General features: G+C 67.1%; 21 protein-coding genes. 20 read left to right on the top strand and 1 reads right to left on the bottom strand.

Going from position 1 to position 24,063, the window contains the following annotated elements:
• The first annotated feature begins 79 nt into the window (after positions 1–79).
• The gene (locus WS62_RS11265) at positions 80–1,642 is read left to right on the top strand and encodes a DHA2 family efflux MFS transporter permease subunit (RefSeq protein ID WP_066570909.1); all 1,563 of its coding nucleotides are present in this window, start codon (positions 80–82) and stop codon (positions 1,640–1,642) included.
• 102 nt (positions 1,643–1,744) lie between these two features.
• Here WS62_RS11265 and WS62_RS11260 read toward each other — a convergent pair whose 3' ends face one another.
• Positions 1,745–2,668: a LysR family transcriptional regulator gene (locus WS62_RS11260; protein WP_066488782.1), complete on the bottom strand. Its 924-nt coding sequence runs from the start codon at positions 2,666–2,668 to the stop codon at positions 1,745–1,747.
• Positions 2,669–2,803: 135 nt separating this feature from the next.
• Between WS62_RS11260 and WS62_RS11255 the strand changes: the two genes are divergently transcribed.
• From WS62_RS11255 to WS62_RS11165, 19 genes are all read left to right on the top strand, one after another.
• Positions 2,804–3,265, top strand: a complete 462-nt coding sequence (locus tag WS62_RS11255) for a CidA/LrgA family protein (RefSeq protein ID WP_066570908.1) — start codon at positions 2,804–2,806, stop codon at positions 3,263–3,265.
• A gap of 61 nt (positions 3,266–3,326) precedes the next feature.
• Positions 3,327–4,049 (top strand): LrgB family protein, encoded by a 723-nt coding sequence (locus WS62_RS11250; RefSeq protein WP_066570907.1) that lies wholly within the window; start codon positions 3,327–3,329, stop codon positions 4,047–4,049.
• A 384-nt stretch (positions 4,050–4,433) separates the two neighbouring features.
• On the top strand, positions 4,434–4,934 hold the full coding sequence (gene fliL / locus WS62_RS11245; RefSeq protein ID WP_066570906.1) for a flagellar basal body-associated protein FliL: 501 nt from the start codon (positions 4,434–4,436) through the stop codon (positions 4,932–4,934).
• A gap of 26 nt (positions 4,935–4,960) precedes the next feature.
• Complete coding sequence (fliM, locus tag WS62_RS11240) at positions 4,961–5,959, top strand: flagellar motor switch protein FliM (protein ID WP_066488775.1); 999 nt, start codon at positions 4,961–4,963, stop codon at positions 5,957–5,959.
• Positions 5,952–6,449 (top strand): flagellar motor switch protein FliN, encoded by a 498-nt coding sequence (fliN, locus tag WS62_RS11235; protein WP_066570905.1) that lies wholly within the window; start codon positions 5,952–5,954, stop codon positions 6,447–6,449. Before fliM ends, fliN begins: the two co-directional genes overlap by 8 nt.
• The gene (gene fliO / locus WS62_RS11230; protein ID WP_066570904.1) at positions 6,446–7,117 is read left to right on the top strand and encodes a flagellar biosynthetic protein FliO; all 672 of its coding nucleotides are present in this window, start codon (positions 6,446–6,448) and stop codon (positions 7,115–7,117) included. The genes fliN and fliO overlap by 4 nt, the downstream gene beginning before the upstream one ends.
• Position 7,118: 1 nt before the next feature.
• The gene (gene fliP / locus WS62_RS11225; RefSeq protein WP_442855074.1) at positions 7,119–7,949 is read left to right on the top strand and encodes a flagellar type III secretion system pore protein FliP; all 831 of its coding nucleotides are present in this window, start codon (positions 7,119–7,121) and stop codon (positions 7,947–7,949) included.
• Positions 7,950–7,974: 25 nt separating this feature from the next.
• Positions 7,975–8,247, top strand: coding sequence for a flagellar biosynthesis protein FliQ (gene fliQ, locus WS62_RS11220; RefSeq protein ID WP_066488767.1), 273 nt, complete (start codon positions 7,975–7,977; stop codon positions 8,245–8,247).
• 62 nt (positions 8,248–8,309) lie between these two features.
• Positions 8,310–9,092, top strand: coding sequence for a flagellar biosynthetic protein FliR (gene fliR, locus WS62_RS11215; protein WP_066570903.1), 783 nt, complete (start codon positions 8,310–8,312; stop codon positions 9,090–9,092).
• 332 nt (positions 9,093–9,424) lie between these two features.
• Positions 9,425–10,438: an ABC transporter substrate-binding protein gene (locus WS62_RS11210; RefSeq protein ID WP_066570902.1), complete on the top strand. Its 1,014-nt coding sequence runs from the start codon at positions 9,425–9,427 to the stop codon at positions 10,436–10,438.
• Between the two features lie 94 nt (positions 10,439–10,532).
• Complete coding sequence (locus tag WS62_RS11205; protein WP_059473497.1) at positions 10,533–11,330, top strand: ABC transporter ATP-binding protein; 798 nt, start codon at positions 10,533–10,535, stop codon at positions 11,328–11,330.
• Positions 11,331–11,357: 27 nt separating this feature from the next.
• Positions 11,358–12,209 carry an ABC transporter permease gene (locus WS62_RS11200; protein WP_066570901.1) on the top strand — a complete coding sequence of 284 codons (852 nt, stop codon included), beginning with the start codon at positions 11,358–11,360 and terminating at the stop codon, positions 12,207–12,209.
• 75 nt (positions 12,210–12,284) lie between these two features.
• Entirely contained in the window at positions 12,285–13,664 is a 1,380-nt protein-coding gene (locus tag WS62_RS11195) for a sensor histidine kinase (protein ID WP_066570900.1), read from the top strand.
• Positions 13,665–13,674: 10 nt separating this feature from the next.
• Complete coding sequence (locus tag WS62_RS11190; protein ID WP_066570899.1) at positions 13,675–14,352, top strand: response regulator; 678 nt, start codon at positions 13,675–13,677, stop codon at positions 14,350–14,352.
• Between the two features lie 280 nt (positions 14,353–14,632).
• Positions 14,633–15,793 carry a porin gene (locus WS62_RS11185; protein WP_066570898.1) on the top strand — a complete coding sequence of 387 codons (1,161 nt, stop codon included), beginning with the start codon at positions 14,633–14,635 and terminating at the stop codon, positions 15,791–15,793.
• Between the two features lie 382 nt (positions 15,794–16,175).
• Positions 16,176–18,200, top strand: coding sequence for a site-specific DNA-methyltransferase (locus tag WS62_RS11180; RefSeq protein WP_066570897.1), 2,025 nt, complete (start codon positions 16,176–16,178; stop codon positions 18,198–18,200).
• 40 nt (positions 18,201–18,240) lie between these two features.
• Positions 18,241–21,270, top strand: coding sequence for a type III restriction-modification system endonuclease (locus WS62_RS11175; RefSeq protein WP_066570896.1), 3,030 nt, complete (start codon positions 18,241–18,243; stop codon positions 21,268–21,270).
• Positions 21,271–21,609: 339 nt separating this feature from the next.
• The gene (locus WS62_RS11170; protein ID WP_066570895.1) at positions 21,610–22,710 is read left to right on the top strand and encodes a porin; all 1,101 of its coding nucleotides are present in this window, start codon (positions 21,610–21,612) and stop codon (positions 22,708–22,710) included.
• Between the two features lie 322 nt (positions 22,711–23,032).
• On the top strand, positions 23,033–23,992 hold the full coding sequence (locus WS62_RS11165; protein WP_066488729.1) for an AraC family transcriptional regulator: 960 nt from the start codon (positions 23,033–23,035) through the stop codon (positions 23,990–23,992).
• The last annotated feature ends 71 nt before the right edge of the window (positions 23,993–24,063 follow it).

The following is a 24,063-nucleotide window of genomic DNA, read 5'->3' as shown; positions in this document are numbered from 1 at the left end:
GCTGACAAGTCACTTACTGTCGGTCGATGCCGATGCACAAAAGGATGTCGGGGCAACTGTCGCCCCGTAGGAGAGACGCATGGCTGCGACGGCCCCCGCTTCCGCTTCCCCTTCCGCCGAACCGGCGCCGCTGTCGGGCGGCATGCTCGCGCTGCTGACGGTCGGGCTCGCGCTCGGCACGTTCATGGAGGTGCTCGACACGTCGATCGCGAACGTCGCCGTGCCGACGATCTCCGGCAGCCTCGGCGTCGCGACGAGCGAGGGCACCTGGGTGATCTCGTCGTACTCGGTCGCGTCCGCGATCGCGGTGCCGCTGACCGGCTGGCTTGCGCGGCGGGTCGGCGAGGTTCGGCTCTTCACCCTGTCGGTGCTCGCGTTCACGATCGCGTCCGCGCTCTGCGGCCTTGCGGAAAACTTCGAATCGCTGATCGCGTTCCGGTTGTTGCAGGGCCTCGTGTCCGGCCCGATGGTGCCGCTGTCGCAGACGATCCTGATGCGCAGCTATCCGCCCGCGAAGCGCGGGCTCGCGCTCGGCCTATGGGCGATGACGGTGATCGTCGCGCCGATCTTCGGCCCGGTGATGGGCGGCTGGATCACCGATAACTACACGTGGCCGTGGATCTTCTACATCAACCTGCCGATCGGGATCTTCTCCGCCGTGTGCGCGTTCTTCCTGCTGCGCGGCCGCGAGACGAAGACGACCAGGCAGCGGATCGACGCGATCGGGCTCGCGCTCCTCGTGATTGGCGTGTCGTGCCTGCAGATGATGCTCGACCTCGGCAAGGACCGCGACTGGTTCAATTCCACGTTCATCACCGCGCTCGCGCTGATCGCCGTCGTGTCGCTCGCATTCATGCTCGTCTGGGAGTCGACCGAGAAGGAGCCGGTCGTCGATCTGTCGCTCTTCACGGACCGCAATTTCGCGCTCGGCGCGATGATCATCTCGTTCGGCTTCATGGCGTTCTTCGGCTCGGTCGTGATCTTTCCGCTGTGGCTGCAGACCGTGATGGGCTACACGGCGGGCCTGGCCGGCCTCGCGACCGCGCCAGTCGGCTTCCTCGCGCTCGTGCTGTCGCCGCTCATCGGGCGCAACATGCACCGGCTCGACCTGCGGATGGTCGCGAGCTTCGCGTTCGTCGTATTCGCCGTCGTGTCGATCTGGAATTCGACGTTCACGCTCGACGTGCCATTCAGCCACGTGATCCTGCCGCGGCTCGTGCAGGGGATCGGCGTCGCGTGCTTCTTCGTGCCGATGACGACGATCACGCTGTCGAGCATCTCCGACGAGCGGCTCGCGAGCGCGTCGGGGCTGTCGAACTTCCTGCGGACGCTGTCGGGCGCGATCGGCACCGCGGTCAGCTCGACGTTCTGGGAAAACGATGCGATCTATCATCACGCGCGCCTCGCGGAATCGGTGAGCGCCTATGCGCAGAGCACGGTCGACTACCAGGGCGCGCTCGCGCAGCTCGGCATCGCCGGCCCGGTATCGGCCGCGCAGATCAACCAGATCGTCACGCAGCAGGGCTTCATGATGGCGACCAACGACTTCTTCTACATTTCGGCGCTCGCGTTCGTCGCGCTCGCGGCGCTCGTGTGGGTGACGAAGCCGAAGAAAGGCGCCGGGCCCGCGATGGGGCATTGAGCGGGCGCTCGCGCGCGCCGCGCGGCGCACGGTTGCGGGCGGCGGCCGAGACCGGGCGGAGCCGGACGCCGGGTATCGATGGCGCGGCGCTCGCCCGCCGCTTCAGCGTGCGCGCAGGCTGCCGAACGCGAGGTCGTCGCCCGGATCGACGGCGCCCGTCTCGCGTGCGACGTCGAGCCATGCGCGCGCCGCGTGCGACAGGTAGCCCTTCTTCAGCCAGCCGATCGCGACCGCCCACGTGATCTCCGGCTCGACGATCGGCCGGCACGTGAACTGCGTGGTGTCGAGCCGCCGGCAATAAGGCTCGGGCAGCAGCGCGATGCCGACGCCCGCATGCACGAGCGCCGCCATGAAATCCCAGTGGCCGCTGCGGCTCACGATCTGCGGCGTGAAGCCGACCTTCCGGCACGCGTCGAGCACCGCGTCGTGCAGCGCGAGGCTTTCCGCGTAGAACACGAACGGCTCGTCCGCAAGATCGGTAAGCGGCACGGTTTCGTCGTCGTCCCAGCGAGAACCGTGGCGCGCGACGAGCCAAAGCGGCGCGCGCACCATCGGCAGCACGTCGAACACGGCCGGATCGACGGGCTCGAGCACGCCGCCCAGCTCCAGCTCGCCCGTGGCGAGCGCTTCTTCGATCATCCGCGCGCCCTGCTCGAACAGCTTCAGCTCGATCTTCGGATAGCGCTGCTTGAACGCGGCGATCGCCGGCGTGAACAGCGAGCCGCCGAGCGGCGGGATGCCGATCGTGAGCTCGCCGCGCCCGAGCGTGCCGAGATCGTTCAGCTCGGCCTGAAGCTGCGCCTGCGCGGCGAGCACGTCCTGGCCGCGCTGATAGACGATCCGGCCGGCGTCCGTCAGCACCATCTGGCGACCGTCGCGCAGCAGGAGCGGCGAGCCGATTTCGTCCTCGAGCGCCTTCACCATCTTGCTGATCGTCGGCTGCGTGACGTGCATCTGCTCGGCCGCGACGGTGAAGCTCTGCTGCCTGACCACCTCGACGAAATAACGCAACGCGCGCAGCTCCATCGGCGCCTCCTTCAGTGAGCGAGTCGGTGAAGATTCCTAAACGGAATGATTTTTATAGAAGCAAGTCATTTTATTTATGATCGCGTGAATCCTATACTGCCTCCATTCTGTAAAGCAAGGCATTTCGGGGCATCCATGACCAAACTCTCGGCTACGGCGGCGACCTACCCGGCAGCGCCGCATGCGCGCGCCAGCCGCGCGGCGCGCATCGCGCTGCAAACGGCGGCGCTCGGCGCGCTGTGGGCGGCGATCGACTGGACGGTGCGCGCGCTCGGTGTGCCCGTGCCGTCCGGCGTGGTCGGCCTCGCGGTGCTGCTCGTGCTGCTGCTGTCGGGCGGCGTCGCGCCCGGCTGGGTGAAGGACGGCGCGAACTGGCTGCTGTCCGACATGCTGCTCTTCTTCATCCCGGCGACCGTCGCGGCGGTCCAGTACGGCGGGCTCTTCAAGGAGGACGGCTGGCGGCTCGCGCTCGTCGTCGTCGCCGGGACGACCTTCGTGATGCTCGCGGTCGCCGTCGCGGTCGACATGGCGGCAGGCTTCGAACGGCGTCTCGCGGTGATGCGCGTGCGTGTGGGCCGCCGCCGCGCGCGGGCCTGACGCCCCCGCCGCGCCCGCTTTTCCCCCATCTGTTTATGGCACCGGTTTCATCGAGAGCATCATGACGACGCCCGATCCTTCGCTTCTCTCCGCGCCCGCGAGCGCCGCGATTTCCGCCGGCTGCTTCGCACTGACGATCGCGCTCTATTTCGCGTCGAAGCGTCTCTACGCGTACCGCAAGACGCTGCTCTTCTCGCCGCTCGTGCTTGTGCCGGCCGTTCTCGTCGCGTTCGTCGCGCTGACGGGCATCCCGTACGCGGTCTATTTCCACGACACGCGCTGGCTGATGTGGCTGCTCGGCCCGGCGACGATCGCGTTCGCCGTGCCGATCTACGAATACCGCGCGCTGATGAAGCGCCACTGGTTCTCGCTGACGGTCGGCGTCGTGGTCGGGATCACGGTCGCGATCTGCGGATCGCTGCTGCTGTCGAAGCTGCTGCACCTGTCGCCCGAGCTGCAGCGCAGCCTCGTCACGCGCTCGGTGTCGACGCCGTTCGCGCTCGCCGTGTCCGACAAGATTCACGCGCCGCGCGATCTCACCGCGCTCTTCGTGATCGCGACCGGGATCTGCGGGATGCTCGTCGGCGAGTTCGTGCTCGCGCTCGTGCCGCTGCGCTCGCGGCTCGCGCGCGGCGCGCTCTTCGGCGCGGCCGCGCACGCGGTCGGCACGGCGAAGGCGCGCGAGATCGGCAGCGAGGAAGGCGTCGTGTCGAGCCTCACGATGATGATCGCGGGCGTCGCGATGGTGCTGATCGCGCCGTTGCTGACGCTGCTGCCGATCTGACTTGCCGGTCCGGCCGGGCGCGCCCGCGACGCGCGGCCGATCGCCTTGTCGTTCCGCCTTCGGCTTTCGCGATGCGCGCCCGACGGGCGTCGGACCATCCGATTCGTCCGGCCCGTGCCGGCGGCCCGCCACCGGTGCTGCCGCGCCCGCCGTTTCCGCGCCTTCGGCCCCGATGACGCGCCCGCTCGCGGCTTCCGCCCGCCTCCGCCTTTCGCGTCGTCCCGTCCCGCCCGCGCCCGTTCGACCCGATCGCATCCCGTCCCGCCCGCCCGAGCGACAAACAAACGGCTGAGATAGCCGCAAATCCCCCTTCTATTCCGCCCATCGCGCCCGGCTCGGATGCCGAACAATGCAGGCTACCTAGAGTCTTTTCGCATGCACGCCATGGCTACCACGACCGCAAACCCGACCGTCGACAAACCGGCCTCGTCCGGCAAGCTCAAGCGCCTCGTCCTTTTCCTGCTGATCGGACTCGTCGCCGCCGCCGCCGCGGCAGGCGGCACGTATTTCGTGCTGGCGAAGGAAGGCGTGCGCGGCGCGGCGCCGAGCGCGCCCGCGCCGCTCGCGGTGCCCGTCTTCTTCGCGCTCGAGCCGCTCACCGTGAACCTGCAGTCGGACGACGGCATGCAGCACTACCTGCGCGTCGGCCTGTCGCTGAAGCTCACCGATGCGAAGGCGCAGGAATACCTGACCCAGCACATGCCGGAGCTGCGCAGCCGGATCCTGCTCGCGCTGTCGAACAAGCACCCCGAGCAGCTCGCGACGCTCGAAGGCAAGCGCGCGCTCGCCGACGAGCTGAAGACGCTGATCGAGCAGCCGACCCAGCCCGGCAATCGGAGCGCACGCATCGACGACGTGCTGTTTACCGAGTTCGTCGTTCAATAACGCCGCCGGCAAAGGAACGAACGCGCATGGGCCACGAAGAATTCATGTCCCAGGAGGAGGTCGATGCACTCCTCAAGGGCGTCACGGGCGAAGACGATTCGGCCGACGAACCGACCGAGGCATCCGGCGTTCGCCCGTACAACATCGCGACGCAGGAACGGATCGTCCGCGGCCGGATGCCGGGCCTCGAGATCATCAACGACCGCTTCGCGCGTCTGTTGCGGATCGGCATCTTCAATTTCATGCGGCGCACGGCGGAAATCTCCGTGAGCCAGGTGAAGGTGCAGAAGTACAGCGAATTCACCCGCAACCTGCCGATTCCGACCAATCTGAACCTCGTGCACGTGAAGCCGCTGCGCGGCACGTCGCTGTTCGTGTTCGATCCGAACCTCGTGTTCTTCGTCGTCGACAACCTGTTCGGCGGCGACGGGCGCTTCCACACGCGCGTCGAGGGCCGCGACTTCACCGCGACCGAGCAGCGGATCATCGGCAAGCTGCTCAACCTCGTGTTCGAGCACTACGCGGTCGCGTGGAAGAGCGTGCGGCCGCTGCAGTTCGAATTCGTCCGCTCGGAGATGCACACGCAGTTCGCGAACGTCGCGACGCCGAACGAGATCGTGATCGTCACGCAGTTCTCGATCGAGTTCGGGCCGACGGGCGGCACGCTGCACATCTGCATGCCGTACTCGATGATCGAGCCGATCCGCGACGTGCTGAGCTCGCCGATCCAGGGCGAGGCGCTCGAGGTGGACCGCCGCTGGGTGCGCGTGCTGTCGCAGCAGGTGCAGTCGGCCGAGGTGGAATTGGTCGCGGATCTTGCCGAGATCCCGACGACGTTCGAGAAGATTCTCAACCTGCGCACCGGCGACGTGCTGCCGCTCGACATCGCGGAGTCGCTCACCGCGACGGTCGACGGCGTGCCGGTGATGGAGTGCGGATACGGCATTTTCAATGGTCAGTACGCGTTGCGCGTGCAGAAGATGGTCAGCGCAAGCGACACGATGAAGGAAGGTGGATATGACTGAGTTGAATTCGACCCCCGAGACCGACGGCGTCGACGAACAGGCGTTCGCGGACGCCGCGATGCGCGCCGCCGCGGCCGACAAGGCGCCCGCCGACGCGCAGCAGGAAGACGCCGGCATGGACGACTGGGCGGCAGCGCTCGCGGAGCAGAACCAATTGCCGATCGAGCCGGGCGCGACGGGCGCGGGCGTGTTTCGGCCGCTGTCGAAGGCCGCGGCGGCGTCGACGCACAACGACATCGACCTGATCCTCGACATCCCGGTCAAGATGACGGTCGAGCTCGGCCGCACGAAGATCGCGATCCGCAACCTGCTGCAGCTCGCGCAGGGGTCGGTCGTCGAGCTCGACGGGCTCGCCGGCGAGCCGATGGACGTGCTCGTCAACGGCTGCCTGATCGCGCAGGGCGAGGTGGTCGTCGTCAACGACAAGTTCGGCATCCGGCTCACCGACATCATCACGCCGTCCGAACGCATCCGGAAGCTCAACCGATGAAACCGCGCGTCGCGCCGCTCGTTTCGCCGCGCCGGCCGGCCGTGTGCGTCGCGCGCCCGCTCGCGGCGCCGCCGCGCGGCGTGAGGCGCACGCTCGCCGGGCTCGCCGTGTTCGCGATCGGCGCGGCGGCGCTGCCCGCATCGGCCGCCGACATGAACGCGGTGAATCACGCGGCGTCGATCGCGTCGGGCGTCGTCGTCGGTTCGGCCGCGCCGTCGCTCGGCGTCGGCGCGGTGCTGCAGACGCTCGTCGGGCTCGCGGTCGTGATCGGCCTCGTGTTCGGCTGCGCCTGGCTCGCGCGCCGCTTCGGCTTCCAGCCGTCTCGTCGCGGCGGCGCGCTGAAGGTCGTCGCGAGCGTCGCAGTCGGCGGCAAGGAAAGCGCGACCGTCGTCGAGATCGGCGACACGTGGCTCGTGCTCGGCGTCGCGCCCGGCAACGTGCGCCTGCTGCACACGCTGCCCGCCGGCTCGGCGGGCGTGCTCGGCGCGGCAGGCGGCGCGTCCGCGGGCGGCGGGATGCCCCGTGCGCCCGGCGCGCCGGGCGGCACGGCGATGTCCGGCGCGTCCGGCCAATTTCCCGAGGGCACGTCCTTCGGGGCGCGCTTTCGCGACGCGATGCTCGGCGAAGCCGCGAAGCGCTTCAAGCGCGACGGCGGCAGGGATCGCTGAGATGCCGCGCCTTCGTTTCGTCGCGCCGCGCGCGCATTCCGCCGCGCGCGCCCACTCCGACCGTCGTTCGATGAAGATCACTCTGTTGCGCGGCGCCGTGCGCTGGCTGCCCGCGCTCGCCATCGGCGTCGCGCCGGCGCTCGCCTGCGCGCAGGCGGCCGGTTTGCCGGCATTCAACTCGGCGCCCGGCCCGAACGGCGGCACGACCTATTCGCTGAGCGTGCAGACGATGCTGCTGCTCACGATGCTGTCGTTTCTGCCGGCGATGCTGCTGATGATGACGAGCTTCACGCGGATCATCATCGTGCTGTCGCTGCTGCGGCAGTCGCTCGGCACCGCGTCGACGCCGCCGAACCAGGTGCTCGTCGGCCTCGCGCTCTTCCTCACGTTGTTCGTGATGTCGCCCGTGCTCGACAAGGCTTACACCGACGCCTACAAGCCGTTTTCCGAAGGCACGCTGCAGATGGACCAGGCGGTCCAGCGCGGCACCGCGCCGTTCAAGGCGTTCATGCTGAAGCAGACGCGCGAGACCGATCTCGCACTGTTCGCGAAGATTTCGAAGGCGGCGCCGATGCAGGGGCCGGAAGACGTGCCGCTGTCGCTCCTCGTGCCCGCGTTCGTCACGAGCGAGCTGAAGACGGGCTTCCAGATCGGCTTCACGATCTTCATCCCGTTCCTCATCGTCGACATGGTCGTCGCAAGCGTGCTGATGTCGATGGGGATGATGATGGTGTCGCCCGCGACGGTGTCGCTGCCGTTCAAGCTGATGCTGTTCGTGCTCGTCGACGGCTGGCAGCTCTTGATCGGCTCGCTCGCGCAGAGCTTCACCTAGGCTCCGTTCAACGAGGAGAGTCGAGATGACCCCCGAAAACGTGATGACGCTCGCGCATCAGGCGATGTACATCGGCCTGTTGCTCGCCGCGCCCCTTCTGCTCGTCGCGCTCGCGGTCGGCCTCGTCGTGAGCCTGTTCCAGGCGGCGACGCAGATCAACGAGGCGACGCTGTCGTTCATCCCGAAGCTGCTCGCGGTTGCCGCGACGATGGTGATCGCCGGTCCGTGGATGCTGTCGACGATGACCGACTACCTGCGCGAGGTCCTGCTGCGCGTCGCGACGCTCGGCGCGGGCTGACGCCGCCGAGCGCGGCGCTCTCGTGCGCATTTCCCGATCCGCCCCGCTTTCGCCATCGACCGATGTTCTCCGTCACCTACGCGCAACTGAACGGCTGGCTCACCGCATTTCTGTGGCCGTTCGTGCGGATGCTCGCGCTCGTCGCGATCGCACCGGTGACGGGGCACCGCGCGACGCCCGTGCGCGTGAAGATCGCGCTCGCGGGCTTCATGGCGCTCGTCGTCGCGCCGACGCTCGGACCGATGCCCGCCGTCACCGTGTTCTCCGCGCAGGGCGTGTGGATCATCGTCAATCAGTTCCTGATCGGCGCGGCGCTCGGCTTCACGATGCAGATCGTGTTCGCCGCGATCGAGGCGGCGGGCGACATCATCGGCCTGTCGATGGGGCTCGGCTTCGCGACGTTCTTCGATCCGCACGCGAGCGGCGCGACGCCCGTGATGGGCCGCTTCCTGAACGCGATCGCGATCCTCGCGTTTCTCGCGTTCGACGGCCATTTGCAGGTGTTCGCCGCGCTCGTCGATTCGTTCAGGCTCGTGCCGATCTCGGCCGACCTGTTGCGCGCGCCCGGCTGGCAGACGATCGTCGGGTTCGGCGCGGCGATTTTCGAGATGGGGCTCCTGCTCGCGCTGCCTGTCGTCGCCGCGCTGCTGATCGCGAACCTCGCGCTCGGAATCCTGAACCGCGCGGCGCCGCAGATCGGGATCTTCCAGGTCGGCTTTCCAGTGACGATGCTGGTCGGCCTGCTGCTCGTCCAGTTGATGGCGCCGAACCTGGTGCCGTTCGTCGGACGGCTCTTCAATACCGGCGTCGATTTGGTCGGGCGCGTCGCGGCCGGATTGCATTGAGCGGTGCGCGCGCGGCGGCGTCGGCGCGCGGCGCGCCCGGCGGCCGCGCGCTTCCATAGCGTCGTCACGCACGCGATCTGCGGCATCGGCTGCAGATCTTCGGCATCGGCCTGTACGGCGCGGGCTGGGCGGCGAACCGGCTCGGCGCGCTTGCGATGCTCGGCATCGGCTAGCGCGACCAAGCAGCCCCTCGCCCTCCCGGTCTCCGACTTGCTGGAAAACCCCTAAAAGAAAGCCGCGCCCGCGAAAGGTTGCGGAAGGCTTCGTCTCCCTATACTCGTCTCGACGATGCAGCAAGCATCGCTTCATACAGACAACATTGGAGACTCCCGATGCGCACCACTCTTCGCGCGCTCAGCTTGGCCGCGGTCGCGGCAGGCCTGTCCTTCGGCTTCGCTTCGCAGTCCGCCTTCGCCGACGACGGCGGCAAGATCACGATCATGGTGGGCGGCATCACGAAGCTCATCTACCTGCCCGCGCGGCTCACGCAGGAACTCGGCTACTTCAAGGCCGAAGGGCTCGACGTCGACCTGCAGTCGCAGCCGGCCGGCGTCGACGCCGAAAACGAGCTGCTCGCGGGCGCGGTGCAGGGCGTCGTCGGCTTCTATGATCATACGATCGACCTGCAGAGCAAGGGCAAGGACGTGAAGGCGATCGCCGTGCTCTGCCAGGTGCCGGGCGAGGTCGAGGTGGTATCGACGAAGGCGGCCGGATCGATCAAGTCGATGGCCGACGTGAAGGGCAAGACGCTCGGCGTGACGGGCCTCGGCTCGTCGACGAGCTTCCTCACGCAGTATCTCGCGCAGCAGCACGGGATCGCGGCGAACCAGTACACGATGCTGCCCGTCGGCGCCGACGCGAGCTTCATCGCGGCCGTGAAGCAAGGCCGCATCGATGCGGGGATGACGACCGAGCCGACCGTGTCGGTGCTCGAGAAGAGCGGCGACGCGAAGGTGCTCGTCGACATGCGCACGCTCGACGGCACGCGCGCCGCGCTCGGCGGCACGTATCCGGCGGCGAGCCTGTACGTGCAGTCCGCTTGGGCCGACACGCACAAGGCGGAGGCGACGAAGCTCGCGCACGCGTTCGCGCGCACGATGCAGTTCATCCACACGCACAGCGCGGAAGAGATCGCCGCGAAGATGCCCGCCGACTATCAGAAGGACAAGGCGCTCTACGCGAGCGCGCTGAAGGCGTCGCTGCCGATGTACACGCCCGACGGCAAGATGCCCGCCGACGGTCCGGCGATGGTGCTGAAGGTGCTGTCCGCGTTCAATCCTTCGGTGAAGGGCAAGCACATCGATCTGTCGAAGACTTATACGAACGAGTTCGTGAACGCGAAGTAAGCGATCCGAACGACAAGCGGCCAGTTTTGAACCAGGCTCACGAGGGCCGCCGGCGCCGCACGGAGGCGCCGGTTTCGATGCAGGACTTCAAGCGATGAATCAACATGTTTCGGCCAATGCACCCGCGATCGAGTTTCGCAACGTGTCGTGCCGCTTCATCTCGCCGGACGGCCGTGCAACCGTCGCGCTGCACGACTTCACGATGTCGGTCGCGCGCGGCGAGTTCGTCGCGATCGTCGGCCCGACGGGCTGCGGCAAATCGACGACGCTCAACATGATCACGGGGCTCCTCAAGCCCGTGTCGGGCGAGGTCCGCGTGATGGGCAAGCCCGTCGACGGCATCGATCCCCGAATCGGCTTCGTGTTCCAGGCCGACGCGGTGTTCCCGTGGCGCACGGTGATCGACAACGTCGCGGCCGGCCCGATGTTTCGCGGCCGCTCGAAGGAATCCGCGTACGCGCAGGCGGAGGAATGGATTCGCCGCGTCGGGCTCGATAAATTCACGAAGCACTACCCGCACCAGTTGTCGGGCGGCATGAGAAAGCGCGTCGCGCTCGCGCAGACGTTCATCAACCAGCCGGAAATCCTGCTGATGGACGAGCCGTTCTCGGCGCTCGACATGCAGACGCGCACGCTGATGCAGGACGAGCTGCTGCAGCTCTGGTCGGCGAACAAGGGCTCGGTGGTGTTCGTCACGCACGATCTCGAAGAGGCGATCGCACTCGCCGACCGTGTGTTCGTGCTGACGTCGCGCCCGGCGACGCTCAAGCGCGTGTACGAGATCGATCTGCCGCGCCCGCGCGTCACGTCGGAAGTGCGCTACGAGCAGCGCTTCATCGAAATCTCGAAGGACATTTGGCACGATCTGCGCGAAGAAGTGCAGATCGGATAAACAGGAAAGGATTGGAGCATGACTGACATGACGCTTCCGACGCCGCTTGGCACCACCACCCCATCGCTCGAAGACGACGAGCGCGCCGCGCAGCGCCGACTGCGGCGGCGCCGGCACCTGATCGTCGGGTTGCGCATCGCGGTGCTCGTCGTTGCGCTCGGCGGCTGGGAAATCGCCGCGCGGCTCAAGTGGATCGACCCGTTCTTCTTCTCGATGCCGTCGCTGATCGTCGCGCAGATCCAGGACTGGTTCGTCAACGGCACGTCGCAGGGCCCGCTGCTGCTGCAGGTCTGGGTGACGCTCGAAGAGACGATCGCCGGCTTCCTGATCGGCTCGGTCGCGGGCGTCTTCTGCGGAATCGTGCTCGGCCGCAACAAGCTGCTCGCCGACGTGTTCGGTCTCTACATCCAGATCGCGAACTCGATTCCGCGCGTCGTGCTCGGCTCGATATTCGTGATCGCGCTCGGCCTCGGGATGGCGTCGAAGATCGCGCTCGCTGTCGTGATGGTGTTCTTCGTCGTGTTCGGCAACGCGTTCCAGGGCGTGCGCGAAGCGGACCGCTATCTGATCGCGAACGCGCAGATCCTCGGCGCGTCGCGCCGGCAGATCACGACGTCCGTCGTGATTCCGTCCGCGCTCAGCTGGATTCTCGCGAGCCTGCACGTGAGCTTCGGCTTCGCGCTCGTCGGCGCGGTCGTTGGGGAATTTCTGGGTTCCAAGCAAGGCATCGGCCTGCTAATCTCGACCGCTCAGGGCGCGTTCAACGCGAGCGGCGTGTTTGCCGCGATGATCGTGCTCGCCGTCGTGGCGCTCGCTGCCGACTTCCTGCTGACGCGGCTCGAGAAGCGGCTCCTGAAGTGGCGGCCCGCCGCGTTCTGAAGACGATGCATCAGCGAAACGGCGCATCTTCGGTGCGCCGTTTCGTTTTTGGGCTGGAATGTGGGAGATGACGGCATGTCGCACAGCCTGCGCGGCCGGCTGCTTTGGTGGCTGCTGCTGCCGCTTGCCGTATTCGTCGTGATTGCGGGCGCGATGTCGTACGACACCGCGCGCAAGACGGCCGACCTCGTGCAGGACGGCGCGCTCGTCGCGTCGGCGCGCGCGATCGCGGAGGACGTCGACTGGGAAAGCGGTGCGCTCGTCGCGAACGTGCCGCCCGCGGCGCTCGAATTGTTCGAATCGCCCGCGCAGGACCACGTGTACTACAAGGTCCGTACGGGCGGCGGCCGGCTGCTCGCCGGCAGCCCCGATCTCGACGGCCCGCCCGCCGCGACCCGGCCCGGCGCTCAGCCGGTGCTGTTCGACACGACGCTCAACGGGCTCGCGATCCGCGCGGTCGCATACACGCGCGAGCTGTACAACGCGGGCGACACGGAGACGGTGACGGTCGTCGTCGGCAAGACGCAGACGTCGCGGCAGATGATGATCGCGGCGATCTGGCATCCGCAGCTCTGGCGGCTCGCGCTGATGCTCGCGCTCGCGATGGCGCTCGTTTATCTCGGTCTCACGTTCGAGCTGCGGCCGCTGATGAAACTGAAGGACGACGTCGCGGACCGCGAGCCGATGGAGCTCGAGCCGATCCGCACCGAGCGTCTGCAATTCGAGCTGCGGCCGATCGTCGACGCGATCAATCAATGCATCGCGCGGCTCAACCTGCATGCGGCGACGCAGCGCCGCTTCATCGCCGACGCCGCGCATCAACTGCGCACGCCGATCGCGGTGATCGACACGCAGATCCAGTGCGCGCGGCAGCGCGAGAACGGCGATGCGGCGCTCGCCGGGCTGCTCGCGTCGATGCAGCGCAGCAGCCGCAAGATGGCGGACGTCACCGACAAGCTGCTCCTGCTCGCCCACGCGGAAGCGGCGTCGTCCGCGCGCCTGAACGCGCGCGTCGAAGTCGCGGCCGTCGTGTCCGGCGTGCTCGAGGAGGTGATCGTGCTCGCCGAGCGGCGCCGCATCGATCTCGGCGCGGAGCTCGACGACGACCTGCAGGTCGCGGGCAGCGAAAGCCTTTTGTCGGCGCTCCTGATGAATCTCGTCGACAATGCGGTGCGCTACGCGAACGAAGGCGGCCGCGTGACGGTGAGCGCGCGGCGCGACGGCGATGAAGCCGTGCTCGAAGTCGTCGACGACGGCCCCGGCATTCCGGCCGAAGCGCGGCCGCACGTGTTCAAGCGCTTCTACCGGGTCGCGAAGGACGAGGAAGGTACGGGCCTCGGACTCGCGATCGTCGAAGAGATCGCGCAGTTGCACGGCGGCACGGTCGCGCTCGCGACGGGCCCCGGCAACCGCGGCGTCAAGATGACCGTGCGCCTGCCCGCCTATCGCAATTGAGAGAGTCTCGATGAAACTGCTGCTCGTGGAAGACAATGCGGAACTCGCGCACTGGATCGTCGATCTGTTGCGCGGCGAGGGCTTCGGCGTCGATTCGGCGCCGGATGGCGAGAGCGCGGACACGGTACTGAAGGCGCAACGCTACGACGCGCTGCTGCTCGACATGCGGCTGCCCGGCATGAGCGGCAAGGAACTGCTCGCGCGGCTGCGCCGCCGCGGCGACAACGTGCCCGTGCTGATGCTGACTGCGCACGGCTCGATCGACGACAAGGTCGATTGCTTCAGTGCGGGCGCCGACGATTATGTCGTGAAGCCGTTCGAGTCGCGCGAGCTCGTCGCGCGAATCCGTGCGCTGATCCGGCGGCAATGCGGCGTCGGCGCGACGCAGCTCGCATGCGGCGATCTCGTCTACCTGTTCGCGACGCGTGAGTTTCAATGCAGCGGCGTGCCGCTCGTGCTGCGCCGCCGCGAGCACGCGATCCTCGAGACGCTGATGCTGCAGCAGGGCAAGACGGTACCGAAGGCGCGGCTGATGGACAGCGTGTACGGCCTCGACGACGAGCCGAGCGCCGACGCGATCGACATCTACATCCACCGGCTGCGCAAGCATTTGTCAGGCTCGGTCGCGCAAATCATCACGCTGCGCGGGCTCGGCTACATTCTTCGAACGAAGGACGCGGCCGAGTAGGCCGCCGCTCGATTCGTCGCACGCCGCACGCTCGCGGCGGATGCGCCGCGCGCAATTATTTCGTCCTGCTTCGCGAATCGTCCGACGTTTTCCGGTGTCGCGTCACGCGACGGCGCTCGTCCGCCTGACGCATCGGAAAGACGCGTACTACCCGTGTTTATCCCGAGATATCCGACCCGCGCGCGAAAGCGGCGCGAAGGATTGCGCCGACTACGATGACGTGGCCGTTCGATGCGCATCGCATCGCGTAGGCGCGGCCAACGCTGCGTAGTACGAAAGAATGGCGGTCAACACGATATCGGAGGGGACGATCTTGAAACGACAATACCTGGCACTTTCCATCGCGACGGCCGCCTGTGCGGCGCCGCAAGCGCACGCGCAGTCGAGCGTCCAGCTCTATGGGCTCATCGACTTGAGCGTGCCCACCTATCAGTCGCACGCGAACGCGAAGGGCGACCACGTGATCGGAATGGGGCTCGGCGGCGAGCCGTGGTTCAGCGGCAGCCGCTGGGGCTTGAAGGGTGCGGAAGACATCGGCGGCGGCACGAAGGTGATCTTCCGGCTCGAAAGCGAATACACCGCCGCCGACGGCAATATGGAAGATCCGGGCCAGATCTTCGACCGCGATGCGTGGGTCGGCATCGAAAACGACACGTTCGGCAAGCTTACCGCCGGCTTCCAGAACACGATCGCGCGCGATGCGGCCGCGATCTACGGCGACCCGTACGGTTCGGCGAAGCTGACGACGGAGGAAGGCGGCTGGACGAACGCGAACAACTTCAAGCAGATGATCTTCTACGCGGCGGGCGCGACGGGCACGCGCTACAACAACGGCCTCGCGTGGAAGAAGCTGTTCAGCAACGGCATCTTCGCGAGCGCGGGCTACGCGTTCAGCAATTCGACGAGCTTCGCGCAGAACTCGACCTACCAGGTCGCGCTCGGCTACAACGGCGGCCCGTTCAACGTATCGGGTTTCTTCAGCCACGTGAACCATGCGGGCTACGCGAACAAGTCGTTCTCGGTCGGCGGCAACTACACGTTCGACATCTTCCGCATGAATGCCGGCTACTTCCGTTATCTCGGCGATCAGGGCGCGCTCGGCCAGCGCCAGGACAACGCCTGGACCGTGTCGTTCAAGGTCGCGCCGAAGGGCCCGCTCGACTACGAGCTCGGCTATCAGCAGATGCGCGTGCACAACGCCGCGTACAACACCGACGGCGACATTCCGAATGCGAACCTCGGCAATTTCAGCCTGACGTCCGGCGTCGGCAACGGCTTCAAGGAGACGCTGTACGGATCGGTGTTCTATCACCTGTCGAAGCGCACCGAGCTTTATCTCGCCGGCGACTACATGCGGCTGCACGGCGGCTACACGGTTGCATCGACGCACGGCTCAACCAATCAGCTCGAGCTGACGACCGGCATCCGCACGCGATTCTGATCCACTGCGCGGTACGGCCGGCCGCGACGCGGCCGTGTCGCGCGCCTCCGCTTCTCCCGTTCCGTTCGCTCGATCTCCAGCGAGACAATGCGGTATTCGACAGCCCGGCTCACACGCCGGGCTTTTTGTTTTCGATCCTCGGCACCGGCAAAACCGCACAAAGACGGCCGCCTTTCGAACCTGTGGTAAACATCTGCGTCGCCGAACGCGGCGCGATCCCCGGCACCGACGCCGCGGCCCCTGCCCGGCGGCACGCGCCGGCGCCCCGGCCGCAAGTCCTTGACCTGCGGCGGACGGATCGCTAGCGTTTCGCCTTTGCCGCGCCGCGCGAGCCCGGGAATCGGGCGCGCGCCGACGCGAAGACATGCAATGGATGGGAAGGATGATGCAAAAACTCGATGCGGCGAGCCCGGAAGCGCAATCCGCGGATCTCGTGTCCGCGAACGTCGAGCGCCTGAAGGCGCTCTTTCCGGACGTGGTGACCGAAGGGCCGGATGGCGCGTCGGTGAACCTCGATGCGCTCGCGGCGCTCGTGGGCGCGCCGGCCGTCGCCGATGCCGACGAGAAATACGGCCTCAACTGGCACGGCAAGCGCCGCGCGCGCCGGCTCGCGCTCACGCCGTCGACGGGCACGCTGCGCCCGTACCCGCGCGAAAGCGTCGACTGGGCGTCGACCCGCAACCTGATGATCGAGGGCGAGAACCTCGAGGTGCTGAAACTGTTGCAGAAGAGCTACGCGGGGCGCGCGAAGCTCGTCTACATCGATCCGCCGTACAACACCGGCAAGGATTTCGTTTATCCGGACAATTTCACCGACAGCTTGCGCCACTATCTCGAGCTGACCGGCCAGACGACGGGCGGCAAGAAGGTCAGCAGCAACACCGACGCGAGCGGCCGTTTCCACACGGACTGGCTCAACATGATCTATCCGCGCCTGAAGCTCGCGCGCGACCTGCTCGCCGACGACGGCGTGATCGCCGTGCATATCGACGAGCACGAACAGCACGCGCTCGTGCTCGTGATGCGCGAGATCTTCGGCGAGGACAACGAACTCGGCGTCGCGGTGTGGGACAAGCGCAATCCGAAGGGCGACGCGCGCGGGATCGCGTACCAGCACGAATCGATCGTGCTGTTCGCGCGCGACGCGGAGCTGCTGTTCGAGCGCGCGCCGCTCAAGCGCCCGAAGCGCAACGCGCAGCGCATGCTCGACGCGGCGCGCAGCGCGATCGCGGGCGCGTCGACGATCGCGGAAGCGAACGTCGCGTACCGGAGCTGGGTGAAGTCGCAGACGACGCTGTCGGGCGGCGAGGCGATGTACGACCGGATCTCGGCCGACGGCCGCGTCTACCGGCTCGTGTCGATGGCGTGGCCGAACAAGAAGAAGGCGCCCGACGACTACTTCGTGCCGCTCGTGCATCCGGTCACGGGCCAGCCGTGCCCGGTGCCCGAGCGCGGCTGGCGCAATCCGCCCGCGACGATGCAGGCGCTGCTCGACAAGGGGCTTGTCGAATTCGGCGCGGACGAGACGACGCAGCCGCAGCGGATCTACTTCCTCGACGAGAACATGTACGAGAACGTGCCGTCGGTGTTGCCGTTCGGCGGCTCGGACGACGCGCTCCTGAAATCGCTCGAGATTCCGTTCGATCAGCCGAAGCCCGTCGAATTCGCCGCGTCGATCATCGGCTGGTGCACGGACGGCGATGACCTGATCGTCGATTTCTTCGGCGGCTCGGGCACGACCGCGCATGCGGTGATGGCGCTCAACGCGGCCGACGGCGGCAACCGCCGCTACGCGCTCGTGCAACTGCCCGAGCCGCTCGACGCCGACAGCAAGGACCAGAAGGCCGCCGCCGATTTCTGCGCGGCGCGGCGCAAGCCGCTCAATCTCGCCGAACTGACGAAGGAGCGGCTGCGGCGCTCGGCGGCGAGGATCGCGGCCGAGCATCCGGGCGTGCGCGCCGACCTCGGCTTTCGTGTGTTCAAGCTCGATTCGACGAACGTCTCCGAATGGGACCCGCGCGGCGACGACATTCAGCAGTCGCTGCTCGCGGCCGTCGAGCACATCAAGCCGAGCCGTTCCGACGAAGATCTGCTGTACGAACTGATGCTGAAGCTTGGCCTCGACCTGTGCGCACCGATCGAAGCGCGGACGATTGCCGGCAAGGCGGTCTACGTGATCGACGGCGCGATCGTCGCGTGCTTCGACGCGCACATCGATCGCGCGGCGACCGACGCGCTGGGCGAAGGCATCGTCGAGCTGATCGCGGCATCGGCGGCGGCGGGCGCCGCAGACGCGCGCGACGTGACCTGCGTGTTCCGCGACAGCGGCTTCACCGACGACGTCGCGAAGGTGAACCTGTCGGCGATCCTCGAGCAGCACGGCGTGAAGCGCATCCGGAGCCTCTGATGCGCGCACGCGAGCCACACGCAGACAAGGAAGATTGAGCATGCAGTTGCATTTCGAGTCGGATCTCGACTATCAGCTCGAAGCGATCGAGGCGGTATGCGATCTGTTTCGCGGCCAGGAGGCGTGCCGCGCCGAATTCAGCGTGACCGCGCAAGCCGCGCGGCGGCGCGCGACGCCGCAGATGTCGCTCGGGATGGCCGAGTCGGGGCTCGGCGTCGGCAATCGCCTGACGCTCGACGCCCACACGTTCGCGGAGAATCTCGCGCGCGTGCAGGTGCGCAACGGCCTGCCGCCGTGCGGCGCGCCGAGCTCGAACGATTTCACCGTCGAGATGGAAACGGGCACGGGCAAGACCTACGTCTACCTGCGCACGATCTTCGAGTTGCACCGCCGCTTCGACTTCACGAAGTTCGTGATCGTCGTGCCGTCGGTCGCGATCAAGGAAGGCGTGTACAAGACGCTGCAGATCACTGAGCAGCATTTCAAGCGCCTGTACGCGGGCGTGCCGTTCGACTACTTCGTCTACGATTCGGCGAAGCTCGGCGAGGTGCGCAGCTTCGCGTCGAAATCGACCGTGCAGATCATGATCGTCACGGTCGCGGCGATCAACAAGAAGGACGTCAACAATCTCTATAAGGATAGCGAAAAGACGGGCGGCGAGAAGCCGATCGATCTGATCCGCGCGACGCATCCGATCGTGATCGTCGACGAGCCGCAAAGCGTCGACGGCGGGCTGGAAGGGCGCGGCAAGGAAGCGCTCGACGCGATGCGGCCGCTGTGCACGCTGCGCTACTCGGCGACCCACGCCGACAAGTACCAGATGCTGTACCGGCTCGATGCGATCGACGCGTACGAGCGCAAGCTCGTCAAGCAGATCGAGATCGCGTCGGCGACCGTCGAGGACGCGCACAACAAGCCGTTCATGCGCGTGATGTCGATCGGCAGCCGGCGTGGCGCGATCACGGCGCGCGTCGAGCTCGACGTCGCGACGCCCGCCGGCGACGTCGAGCGGCAGACGCTCGCCGTCGCGGACGGCGACGATCTCGAGCGGGTCACGAAACGCGCGGTCTACGCGAATTTCCGGATCGGTGCGATTCACGCGGCGCGCGGCGCCGAGTACCTCGAACTGCGCTATCCGGGCGGCGACGCGTTCCTGTCGATCGGCGACGCGTACGGCGATGTCGATGTGCCCGCGATCCAGCGCGAGATGATCCGCCGCACGATCCGCGAGCATCTCGACAAGGAGCTGCGCTTGAAGCCGCTCGGCGTGAAAGTGCTGTCGCTCTTCTTCGTCGACGCGGTCGACAAGTACCGCAAGTACGACCGGCACGGCCATCCGTTCAAGGGCGACTACGCATTGCTGTTCGAGGAGGAATACCGTCGCGCGGCGAAGCTGCCCGCATATCGCGCGCTGTTCGACGGCGTCGATCCCGCGGGCGCGGCCGAGGCCGTGCACGACGGCTACTTCTCGATCGACAAGAAAGGCGGTTGGACCGACACGAGCGACAAGAGCGCGGGCAGCCGCGAGAATGCGGAGCGCGCGTACAGCCTCATCATGAAAGACAAGGAGCGGCTGCTGTCGTTCGACACGCCGCTCAAGTTCATCTTCTCGCACTCGGCGCTGAAGGAAGGCTGGGACAACCCGAACGTGTTCCAGATCTGCACGCTGCGCGACATCCATAGCGAGCGCGAGCGTCGCCAGACGATCGGCCGCGGGCTGCGTCTCGCCGTCGATCAGCGCGGCGAGCGCGTGCGCGGCTTCGACGTCAACACGCTGACGGTGATCGCCGGCGAGCGCTATGAGCAGTTCGCCGACAATCTGCAGAAGGAAATCGAAGCCGATACGGGGATCCGCTTCGGCGTCGTCGAAACGCATCAGTTCGCGGCGCTGCCCGTGCCGGCCGCGGACGGTAGCGTGCAGCCGCTCGGCGTCGAGCTGTCGACGGCGCTTTGGACATTCCTGAGGGAAGCCGGCTATCTCGACGCGCGCGGCCGCGTGCAGGACACGCTGCGCGCGGCGCTGAAGCTGCGTGCGCTGCCGCTGCCCGCCGAATTCGACGCGCAGCGCGCGCTGATCGTCGACATGCTGCGCAAGCTCGCGGGCCGGCTCGACGTGCGCAACGCGGACGAGCGTCGGCACATCGCGCTGCGCCGCGATGCGCAAGGCAAGGCGGTGTATCTCGGCGACGCGTTCCGCGCGCTGTGGGACCGCATCAAATATCGGACTACGTATCGCGTGAATTTCAACAACGCACGCCTGATCGAGCGCTGCGTCGCCGCGCTGAAGGCGGCGCCCGAGGTCGCGCACGCGCGGCTGCAGTGGCGCAAGGCCGATATCGCGATCGACGCGGCGGGCGTCGAGGCGACCGAGACCGCGGATGCCGGCATGATCGCGATCGACGAAGGCGAAGTCGATCTGCCGGATCTGCTGACCGAGTTGCAGGACCGCACGCAGCTCACGCGGCGCACGATCGCAACGGTGCTGATCGAAAGCGGACGGCTCGACGAATTCCCACGCAATCCGCAGCGCTTCATCGCGCTCGTCGCCGCGACGCTCGAGCGCTGCAAGCGCGATGCGCTCGTCGACGGGATCGAATACAAGCTGCTCGGCGAGCAGCACGTCCATGCGCTGTCGCTGTTCGAGGACGAGCCGCTCACCGGCTATCTGTCGAGCATGCGGCGCGACGCGACGAAATCGATCCACGAGGACGTGCCGTGCGATACGACGGCCGAGCTCGCATTCGCCGACGCGCTCGAGCAAGACGACGCGGTCAGGCTGTACGCGAAGCTGCCCGGCTGGTTCAGGATTCCGACGCCGCTCGGCAACTACAGCCCGGACTGGGCGGTGATGATCGCCGAAGACGACGGGCCGCGGCTCTATTTCGTCGTCGAGACGAAGAGCGGCCTCGCCGAAGGCGATCTGCGCGCCTACGAGCGGCGCAAGATCCAGTGCGGCGCCGCGCATTTCCGCGCGCTGGAAGCGGCTGTCGACGACCCGGCGCGCTACGTGCGCGCGCGCACCGTCGATGATCTGCCGACGACCGCCGCAAACGCGCACGACGCGGCCTGAGCTTCGTCGCCGCGTTGCTTCGCTGCGCCGCCGCATCGCCGTTCGTTTCCGGCGCGTGGCGCGCAGCGGCTTCCCGCTGCATCCGTACGCGCGATCCCCTTCCCTGCTGCGTTTCGCCGCGCGCACCGGATTTCCCGAGGGGCGCGCTGCATCGCGGCATGTCGCGCCCTTCATTTCGTCATCCGTAACGTCGGACGATGCCGGTGTGCATCGTCGAGCTAGTGTTTGTGCGCCGTCGGGAAAGATGCGCGCCGCACGCTGCTCCACACTCCGAGCCGGAGAACGACGACGACGCCTCGAGCGTCGCCGCGCATAACGACAACCCCAACGGAGACGACGATGAAGAAGTTTGCGGTAGCGGCGGCGGGCCTGGCCGTCGCGACGGGCGCGCATGCGTCCGACGGCAGTGTGGCGCTGTTCGGCCTGATCGATGCCGGCGTGTCCTACGTGTCGAACGAAGGCGGCAAGCACAGCCTGCATTTCGACGACGGCATCGCGGTGCCGAACCTGTGGGGGCTCAAGGGGACGGAGGATCTCGGCGGCGGTGCGAAGGCGATCTTCGAGCTGACGTCGCAATATGCGCTCGGCAATGGCGCCGCGCTGCCGACGCCAGGCTCGATGTTCTCGCGCACCGCGCTCGTCGGCTTGTGGAGCGAGCGCCTCGGCAGCGTGACGTTCGGCCAGCAATACGATTTCATGACCGATTCGCTGACGTTCGGCTCGTTCGACGGCGCGTTCCGCTACGGCGGCCTTTACAACTTCCGCCAGGGGCCGTTCTCGAAGCTCGGGATTCCCGACAATCCAACCGGCTCATTCGACTTCGACCGGATGGCGGGCTCGAGCCGCGTGTCGAACTCGGTCAAGTACACGAGCGCGAACCTGAACGGTCTCGTGTTCGGCTTGCTGTACGGTTTCGGCAATCAGGCGGGCGGCGGATTGTCGACGAACAGCACGGTGAGCGCGGGCCTCAAGTACGAGACGGGCAACTTCGCGCTCGGCGCCGCATACGTCGAGGTCAAATATCCGCAGATGAACAACGGCCACGACGGCCTGCGCAACTGGGGGCTCGGCGCGCGCTACGCGCTGTCGGCGTTCGACCTGAACCTGCTATACACGAACACGAAGAACACGCTGACGGGCGCGGGGATCGACGTGATCCAGGCGGGCGCGCGCTACGTCGGCGCGCCGTGGACGATCGGCGCAAATTACGAATACATGAAGGGCAACGCCCAGCTCGACCACAACTATGCGCACCAGGTCACGGCGGCCGTTCAGTACGCGCTGTCGAAGCGCACGTCCGCGTACGTCGAGACGGTGTATCAGTACGCGGGCGGCAGCGCCGGCGCGCACGCGTGGATCAACGGCGTGATGGGGCCCGATGCGCAATCGAGCTCGCGCTCGCAGTTTCTCGCGCGCATCGGGATGCTGACCCGCTTCTGAGCCCGGCGGCCGCGGCGCGAAGCCGCCCGGCGCAAGCGCCGGGCGCGCCGCACGCGCCGGGCGCCGGCCGCACGCGCGGCGCGATCGCGCGCATTCTTCCGACGATCGCCGACTCCATCGACGGTTGCGCCGCGCCGAAGTCTTATGTGGGCCAGCGCACATAACGCCGATGTCATCGCCTCACAATCGACGCTCGGGCAGTCGAGCTCACGTTCCGGAGTAAACCGGATTCAGTCCGCCCACAATATTTAATATGCTAAGTATATCCGGGTGACTGGATGCTCAGCTTTGGTCCGGCTAGACGTGTACTCGCAAGGAGCGCATGGTGAACGGCAGATTTTTCACGACGGCGGGTGAATCGCCCGCGTTCCGCGGCCGCGCTTGGGGCCGCGTCGTCACGCAGTATTTCGGCGGACTCGATGCGTGCTGCGACGACGGCGACGCGTTCGACGCGCAGCTCAGCCAGTACGAGATCGGCCCGATGCGGGTGTTCACGATCGCCGCGCCCGCGCACCGGATCGTGCGCCCCGTCGCGGCGCTGCACGATCACGGCTCCGATTACTTCAAGCTGATCCTGCAATTGAGCGGCGAGAGCGAGATCGAACAGCGCAGCAAGGTGTTCCGGCTGCGCACGGGCGACTGGAGCCTGTACGATCCGCGCGTGCCGTACAGCATCGCGAACCTGACGCACGTCGAGCAGCTCGCGATCCAGATCCCGCGCAAGCAGCTCGGCGGCTTTGCGGTGCCCGACCTGCATACGTCCGACGCGCGCGAGTTCGAGCTCAAGGGATTGTTCTCGCTGCTGTCGTCGTTTCTCGTGTCGTTGTCCGAACAATTGCCGTCGCTGCCCGGCACGACGGGCACCGCGCTGTCGGAGACGATTCTCGGCCTCATCGTGTCGACGCTGACCGCGCAGCACGACGTGCAAGGTACGCACATGACACTGCCCACCGTGTTGAGGATGCGCGTCAAGCAATACATCCAGGGCCATCTCGCCGATGCCGATCTGTCGATCGACCGGATCGCGCGCGAGTTGCGCTGCTCGAAACGCTACCTGCACCGGATCTTCGAAGAGGAAGGCGTGACGATCGACCGCTACATCTGGTCGAACCGGCTCGAGCGCTGCAAGGAGGCGCTCGATAACGCGCGCGCGGCGAAGCCGGCCATTTCCGAGATCGCGTTCAGTTGGGGCTTCAGCAGCAGCGCGCATTTCTGCCGCAGCTTCAAGCAGCGCTATGGAATGACGCCGCGCGAGTTCGTGCGGCAACGCACGTTGTCCTGAACGCGAGTCCGCGCCGGCGCCCGCGTCTCGGTATCGGGCGGCGCCCGGCGCTGTTGCGTCGCGCCGGGCGC

Origin of the sequence: Burkholderia sp. ABCPW 14 (assembly GCF_001523835.1) — a bacterium.
Lineage (GTDB): Bacteria > Pseudomonadota > Gammaproteobacteria > Burkholderiales > Burkholderiaceae > Burkholderia > Burkholderia mayonis.
The sequence above is the reverse complement of the archived record's forward strand: the minus strand, read 5'-3'. Positions and strand labels throughout refer to the sequence as shown.

What these genes read in the sequence shown, in the direction of transcription:
- WS62_RS11265 (WP_066570909.1), top strand. Translation starts at nt 80, where the DNA reads ATGGCTGCGACGGCCCCCGCTTCCGCTTCCCCTTCCGCCGAACCGGCG.
- WS62_RS11260 (WP_066488782.1), bottom strand. Translation starts at nt 2,668, where the DNA reads ATGGAGCTGCGCGCGTTGCGTTATTTCGTCGAGGTGGTCAGGCAGCAG.
- WS62_RS11255 (WP_066570908.1), top strand. Translation starts at nt 2,804, where the DNA reads ATGACCAAACTCTCGGCTACGGCGGCGACCTACCCGGCAGCGCCGCAT.
- WS62_RS11250 (WP_066570907.1), top strand. Translation starts at nt 3,327, where the DNA reads ATGACGACGCCCGATCCTTCGCTTCTCTCCGCGCCCGCGAGCGCCGCG.
- fliL (WP_066570906.1), top strand. Translation starts at nt 4,434, where the DNA reads ATGGCTACCACGACCGCAAACCCGACCGTCGACAAACCGGCCTCGTCC.
- fliM (WP_066488775.1), top strand. Translation starts at nt 4,961, where the DNA reads ATGGGCCACGAAGAATTCATGTCCCAGGAGGAGGTCGATGCACTCCTC.
- fliN (WP_066570905.1), top strand. Translation starts at nt 5,952, where the DNA reads ATGACTGAGTTGAATTCGACCCCCGAGACCGACGGCGTCGACGAACAG.
- fliO (WP_066570904.1), top strand. Translation starts at nt 6,446, where the DNA reads ATGAAACCGCGCGTCGCGCCGCTCGTTTCGCCGCGCCGGCCGGCCGTG.
- fliP (WP_442855074.1), top strand. Translation starts at nt 7,119, where the DNA reads ATGCCGCGCCTTCGTTTCGTCGCGCCGCGCGCGCATTCCGCCGCGCGC.
- fliQ (WP_066488767.1), top strand. Translation starts at nt 7,975, where the DNA reads ATGACCCCCGAAAACGTGATGACGCTCGCGCATCAGGCGATGTACATC.
- fliR (WP_066570903.1), top strand. Translation starts at nt 8,310, where the DNA reads ATGTTCTCCGTCACCTACGCGCAACTGAACGGCTGGCTCACCGCATTT.
- WS62_RS11210 (WP_066570902.1), top strand. Translation starts at nt 9,425, where the DNA reads ATGCGCACCACTCTTCGCGCGCTCAGCTTGGCCGCGGTCGCGGCAGGC.
- WS62_RS11205 (WP_059473497.1), top strand. Translation starts at nt 10,533, where the DNA reads ATGAATCAACATGTTTCGGCCAATGCACCCGCGATCGAGTTTCGCAAC.
- WS62_RS11200 (WP_066570901.1), top strand. Translation starts at nt 11,358, where the DNA reads ATGACGCTTCCGACGCCGCTTGGCACCACCACCCCATCGCTCGAAGAC.
- WS62_RS11195 (WP_066570900.1), top strand. Translation starts at nt 12,285, where the DNA reads ATGTCGCACAGCCTGCGCGGCCGGCTGCTTTGGTGGCTGCTGCTGCCG.
- WS62_RS11190 (WP_066570899.1), top strand. Translation starts at nt 13,675, where the DNA reads ATGAAACTGCTGCTCGTGGAAGACAATGCGGAACTCGCGCACTGGATC.
- WS62_RS11185 (WP_066570898.1), top strand. Translation starts at nt 14,633, where the DNA reads ATGGCGGTCAACACGATATCGGAGGGGACGATCTTGAAACGACAATAC.
- WS62_RS11180 (WP_066570897.1), top strand. Translation starts at nt 16,176, where the DNA reads ATGATGCAAAAACTCGATGCGGCGAGCCCGGAAGCGCAATCCGCGGAT.
- WS62_RS11175 (WP_066570896.1), top strand. Translation starts at nt 18,241, where the DNA reads ATGCAGTTGCATTTCGAGTCGGATCTCGACTATCAGCTCGAAGCGATC.
- WS62_RS11170 (WP_066570895.1), top strand. Translation starts at nt 21,610, where the DNA reads ATGAAGAAGTTTGCGGTAGCGGCGGCGGGCCTGGCCGTCGCGACGGGC.
- WS62_RS11165 (WP_066488729.1), top strand. Translation starts at nt 23,033, where the DNA reads ATGGTGAACGGCAGATTTTTCACGACGGCGGGTGAATCGCCCGCGTTC.